Here is a 5,734-nt window from a genome sequence, read left to right as displayed (position 1 = left end):
GCAATCGAGACACTAATTCGGAGGAATTCCTTGTCTGAACCTCTCCACGAGAATCACCTCACTTCCGAACGTGCGGCCTCACGTCGCACAGCAAGATGGAGGTTCGGACACTCCCCCGCAGGGGGAGTGTCCGAACCAGTCCCCGCCCCAGTGGTGGCGGGGTCCGACCAGCGCCAGGGGGCGCCGGACGGGAAGGCTGCGACCGAGGGCGGATCGCAGCCAGGCCCGACCCGTTCGGGGCGGTCCAAGGGGAAGTCGCGCCCGCGCGATAAGAAGCAGCGTCGCGCCCACAGCGTCCGCCTCAACGAAACCGAGCACGCTCTCATCCAAGCGGGCGCAGACGCCGTCGGCATGAGCACGGCAGGCTTCCTCGCGTACTCCGGCCTGGCCATGTCCCGCGATCAGTCGCGTACCGCCGTGGCCATTGCCACCGAACGCGACGTGCTCACTGAGCTGTTCGCCGCGCGCCGGCAGCTCGGCTGGGCCGGCAGCAATCTCAATCAGGTCGCCAAGGCCCTCAACACTGGTGGCGATGTTCCTCACCTGGCGACGGTCATCGCCGACATTCAGCGCGCTGCCAAGTCGGTGCAGGTTGCCGCTGACCGGGTCGCCAACCGGCAAGTGGGCGAGGCGGCTTGATCCCCCAGGTCCACAAGCAAGGCAGCGAGACCCTCGGTCTACTCAACTACCTCTACGGCAAGGGCATCCACGAGGAGCACATTGACCCCCACCTGGTCGCTTCCTTCGACGGCATGGCCCCCGACCCCGGCCGTGATCCGGGCGCCACGAAGCGGGACCTCCAGCAACTCCTCGACCAGCCCTTGCAGCTCCTCGACTCCGACCAGCGCCCCGAGAAGCATGTGTGGCACCTGTCCGTACGAAACGCAGCCGAGGACCGCATCCTGACCGACGAGGAATGGGGGCAGATCGCCCGCCGCATGGTCGCCGCGACCGGCATCGACCCCGGCGACGGAGCGGGCTGCCGCTGGGCGGCCGTCCGCCATGCCGATGACCACATCCACATCATCGCTACCCTCGTACGCGAGGACGGGCGCCGTCCCAACCACCACCGCTCCGGCAAACGCGCCCAGGCCGAGGCCCGTCTCCTTGAGGTCGAATACGGCTTGCAACGGGTCAATCCTGGGGACGGCACCGCTGCGAGGAGGCCCACCAGCGCCGAGCGCCACAAGGCCGAACGCCATGGCCGGGAGCGGACTGCTCGTGAGGAGTTGCGCGAGACAGTGCGCCGCGCCGTCGCCGGCGTACAGAGCGAAGGGGAGTTCTTCGACCGCCTGACCGCTGCCGGCGTCCTGGTCCAAAGGCGCGTCGCGCCCTCCGGTGACCTCCTCGGCTACAAGGTCGCCCTCCCCGACGACCTCAACAAGGACGGCAGGCCGGTGTTCTATCCCGGCTCGAAACTCGCCCCTGACCTCTCCCTGCCCCGTATCCGTGAACGGTGGTCCGGCGGTGCCGCCGGCAACGAGCACGACACGGATCGTTCGGCTGGTGCGGCGCGCATCACTCCCTCGGCCGCGCGCCGCCAGGCGACGTCGGCGTCCTGGCAGGCCGTACTGATCATCGACCAGGGCGGCGACGGACAGGTCTCCGCGTTGATCGCCGCGGGTGGCGAGATGCTCGACGCGCTTGCCAAGACCTCGGCCGCGCACACCCGTCGTGAACTGCGAGATGCTGCCTGGGCGTTTGAGCGGGCCTCCCGTTCCCACATCCAAGCCGAGCGGGGCCACGACCGCGCTCTGCGGCAGGCTGCCCGCGACCTCGTCTACGGTGGGCCCGCGCTCGGCCGCGGGGAGGACGGCGCCACCACCGCCATGTTGATCGATATGGCCATCTTCTTCGTCCTTGCTGCCGCCCACTGGCACGGGAAGAAGGAGCACGCCCAGCAGGCTGCTGCTGCCCGCCAGGCCGCCGAGCATCTGCGCGCCGCCTACCAGGCCGCCGCACCGATGTACCTGGGCCCCATGCATCAGCGCGGTCGGAACCTGTCCCAGCCCCTGGAGCACAAGCAGACCGCCTACCTTCGCCGGGCGGTGCCGGAGCTGGCCGAGCAGGTCCTCGCCGAGCCGGGCTGGTACGCCCTGGCCGCCACGCTCGCCGACGTCGAGCGCGCCGGGCATGATCCAGCCGCGCTCCTGGCCGAGGCAGCCGAGCAACGAGAGCTGGACACCGCCGACTCGATCAGCGACGTCCTCGTGTGGAGGCTGCGCCGCATGGCCGATCTGCCCGCCGACGCGTCCACCATGCCCGAGCACCCCCCGACCGCGACCACCACCAACCGCGGTCCCACGAAGCGGCCGGCGAACCGAAAGGAGCGTTCCGCCAAGTCCCTCTGAATTCAACATTCTTAGAGTTGCAGCAGGTCAGGGACTTGCTGCACTCTCCTCGTGCAGGCGAGACGACAGAGATGGAGACGGCATGTTCCGACGCAACAGTGCGGACCGAGAGTTCCGTGAAGCCCAGCACGTCGGCCAGGCACTGCTGGCCATGCACACCGAGTGGCCCGAGGCTCCCGTCCCGGTCTCTGCGCCGCTCCCGGCCGCGCCGACCTGCACCACGGTGGTGCCCGACTTCCTGCCGCCGGGGTTCCGGGCACCGTGCCGCCAGGACGTCTCGGGCTTCATGATGCGCTGGGACCTGCCACTGGTCATCGACGGCGAAATCCACGCATGCCACTGCGGTGCGTACCGGAACTGGATCGTCTTCAACATGCGCGACGACTCGGTGTGGCTGCGCTGCGAGGCCGGCCACGAGGCGCAGGAGACCCGACTGGACACCGCCTGGTACAACCGCAACTCCGGTCCGGTCGACCACTTCCACCCCACTCTCGAAGACGGCCTGCGCCACCTAGGCCACTGAAATACGCGAAACCCCTTCCCCTACCCCTGCGTTCGTCGGCACCCGGAGGGCCGACCCGGTCAGACCATCCGTCTCGCATCACCCAAGGGGTTTCACGTATGCGCCGCTCCACCACGACCGCCTTCGGCCTCAGCGCCGTCTGCACCGTCCTCGCCCTGACCGGCTGCGCCGGCTATGCCGAGTCCGCCGGCGCCTCCTCCCCCACACACGGGGGCGGCAGCACACCAACGGCACCCGTGCCGCTGTCATCGACTCAGCTGAACCAGCGGCTGCTGAACGGGAGCGACCTGGGCGAGGGCTACACCCGCAGGCCCGAGGCCGCTCGCCGCAACGACGATGTGACCGTGATCGGCTGTTCGGCTCCGGAGAAGCTCGGCGGCGACACGGCCACGGGCTCCGGTCTCGACTTCGCCCGCAAGGCGAAGGTGTCCTTCACCTACAGCAGCAGCTCCGAGGTGAGCGAGGAGCTGTACAGCGACAGCCCGGCGAAGCTCTCCACGGGCATCTCGAAGGTCTTCGACGCGATGCTCTCCTGCCCCTCGTACCAGATCGCCTCGGGGAGCACGGTCGTCGACATGCGCACCGAGAAGTCAGTTGCGCCTGACCTCGGCGACGAGCAGTGGAGCCAACTGCTCACCTTCTCCGCCAGCGGGCAGCGCAGCGTCGTCAAGCAGACGGCGATCCGCACCGGCAACATCCTGGTCACCGTCTCCGGCTCACCGGGCCTTGTCGACACCCACCTGGACAAGGCATTCGCCAAGGCACGCACCGCCCGCTGAGCCACTCCTCCGCCTGCCCCGGTGTCCGGGCCTGTCCACCCGACAGGCCCGGACACCGGGGTTTCGTCGTATCGGGCGCTCAGCCGTTGAGGCGGAGTTCGCCTGGCTCGTAACGGAGTTGGAAGGTCTGGGCATGCTCCCCGTCCATCCAGTACAGGGTCATGGTCGACAGCATGCAGCGCTTGATGTACCGGGTACGTGAAGGCATTCCTTCGTCCTGCGCGACGATCCACTTCTCCACCCGCTCCGGCAGACCGAACCTCAACGCATAGGCATCGGGGTGCTCCGCGGAGCGCAGTTCCCAAACGGGGTGGGACGCTGCCTGGTTGATGCGGCGCAGGCGCACCGCATGTGTGGGGTGCGCTTTCGCGTAGTTCACGAAGCCGTACAGGTCGTCCGAGGCCAGGCCCAGGATGAACGGTGCTGCTGGAAAGGCCAGTACAAGGCCCAACTGCGAACGGCTGTATAGGGCCTGGGCAAGGCCGTCGAGCGGGTCGCGAATGGCATCGGGCAGTTCTACGTTGCCCGGGTCCATTTCCAGCAGCGGGCCACGAAGATATGTGCGTATCTCGCGCACCTTCGGCCGCTCGGCCGCCGGAGTCGCTTCGAGTACGGCGTGAATCGTGTCGGCGGTGTTCCTGACGAGGTTCCGCAGCACGGCGAAGTCCGGTGCGGAGAGATCGATCAGGGATATCTGGTGGGCCAGTGCGTAGTCCTGGGCCTCCGGGCTGAAGCCGGACGTGGAAAAGATCGCGTAGCTGTAGCGGTATCGCGTCCGCGGCCGGCCGGTGCCCGCAGCGGTGAGTGTAGTGGTCTCGCCCTCGTTTACGTCGTGGATCACACCGTGCCCGTTGCGGACGGTGGGCAGACCGACGGGGGCTGCGGTCAGGTACTTCGCCTCGACGAACAGGCGGACTGGCAGGGAGAAGGGTGGCACATACCGGAACTGCCCGAGCGCGTCGACCTGGTGCCAGGCACCGCGTCCACGGACCAGCAGACCGTTCTTGTCCTCCTTCAGAACCTTCCAGGGCTCTTTGTCCTGGTCGTCGTCGGCCGTGAGCACCTCGAAGCCGCTGGAGCGCAACAGCCAGGCCAGCACCTCCTCCAGGAGGTAGCCGCGCAAGGGTCCTTTGCCGATCACTTTGACAGCCACGCAGGCGATCCTACGTACGGCCCTGATCGTGCTTGCAGGGTGCTGTTCGGAGCACTGATGCCGGTACACCAGAGGCCCGGTGGTTCCGCTCTCGTGATTAGAGCGGAACCACCGGGCCTGGATACAGGGGCATCGCCCCATCGATTACTCGCCTCGGTCAGCGGCTACTCGCAGCCGTCAGCCGCGGCGGACGACGGTGAGGCGGCCCTCCGCACCCACGGGCAGCGTGCGCCGTGGTACCGGGCCGGGTGCGGCGAGCGAGGAGGCGAAGGCCGCGACCAGTTCGTGCGGGGCGCTCGCGCTGAAGCTCGCGCACCATAGGTACGGCGCCCCTAGCACAGGCTCCGCCCATGCCTGCCATCCCAACAGGTCACCGCGGGGGTCGGCGTCGTGGATGAGCGGCGGCAGCATCTCTAGCGAGACGTTCGTGGAGAAGCTGGGATCGGCAGCGGCCGTACGAGGGCGGTCCATGTCGCGCAGCCAGCCCCGGGCGCTGAGCGCGGTGAGCACCGCCTCGGCGTGCTCGAGCCCGATATCGGGGGTCTCGCTGGCGTCGAGCGCAAGCAGGAAGTCGGTGAGCGCCTCGTGCGGTACGCCGGTGGTGAAGTAGGCGTTCCACTCGGTCAGGGCCGAGGCAGGGTGCGGGCGGGCCGACATCTGCCAGGCCACCGGGAGGCCGCCCAGCTCGAACGGATAGGCGGCGAGGATCCACTCGGCGCCGCGCAGGCCATCGGGGCTCACATAGAGCAGCGTGTTGCGAGAGGTCGGCCACAAGTGCCAGCCGAGGTCGGTCAGGGTCTCGCCGATCCGTTCGGCGAGGACGCCGTCATCGCCGGCCAGGTGGCGCGGGGCGACCCAGTACATCGGGTCCGGCGAAGCGGGGCGGGTGGGATCGGGGGGGGGGGGGGGGTGGGGGGGGGCCGCCGCC

At 68.7% G+C, this 5,734-nt stretch carries 6 protein-coding genes; 4 read left to right on the top strand and 2 right to left on the bottom strand.

All coding sequences use genetic code 11. The features are described from left to right. The first annotated feature begins 351 nt into the window (after positions 1-351). The 4 genes from mobC (at position 352) to HLK59_RS47565 (ending at position 3,653) form a co-directional block, all read left to right on the top strand. Complete coding sequence (mobC, locus tag HLK59_RS52570; protein ID WP_206328457.1) at positions 352-639, top strand: plasmid mobilization relaxosome protein MobC; 288 nt, start codon at positions 352-354, stop codon at positions 637-639. Next, a complete protein-coding gene (locus HLK59_RS47575) occupies positions 636-2,351 on the top strand; it encodes a relaxase/mobilization nuclease domain-containing protein (RefSeq protein ID WP_171147923.1) in 1,716 nt (571 codons plus the stop codon). Before mobC ends, HLK59_RS47575 begins: the two co-directional genes overlap by 4 nt. An 82-nt stretch (positions 2,352-2,433) precedes the next feature. Continuing rightward, a complete protein-coding gene (locus tag HLK59_RS47570; RefSeq protein WP_171147922.1) occupies positions 2,434-2,874 on the top strand; it encodes a hypothetical protein in 441 nt (146 codons plus the stop codon). A 98-nt stretch (positions 2,875-2,972) separates the two neighbouring features. Then, positions 2,973-3,653, top strand: a complete 681-nt coding sequence (locus HLK59_RS47565; RefSeq protein WP_171147921.1) for a hypothetical protein — start codon at positions 2,973-2,975, stop codon at positions 3,651-3,653. Between the two features lie 79 nt (positions 3,654-3,732). Here the strand turns inward: HLK59_RS47565 and HLK59_RS47560 are convergent, their stop codons facing one another. Next, a complete protein-coding gene (locus HLK59_RS47560; RefSeq protein ID WP_171147920.1) occupies positions 3,733-4,806 on the bottom strand; it encodes a hypothetical protein in 1,074 nt (357 codons plus the stop codon). Between the two features lie 177 nt (positions 4,807-4,983). Next, on the bottom strand, positions 4,984-5,670 hold the full coding sequence (locus HLK59_RS47555; protein ID WP_171147919.1) for a DUF317 domain-containing protein: 687 nt from the start codon (positions 5,668-5,670) through the stop codon (positions 4,984-4,986). Between the last annotated feature and the right edge of the window lie 64 nt (positions 5,671-5,734).

The sequence above is a fragment of the Streptomyces sp. S3(2020) genome (assembly GCF_013044505.1).
Taxonomy (GTDB): Bacteria; Actinomycetota; Actinomycetes; order Streptomycetales; family Streptomycetaceae; genus Streptomyces.
Note: the sequence above shows the minus strand (reverse complement) of the source record. Positions and strands in the feature narration are given on the sequence as shown.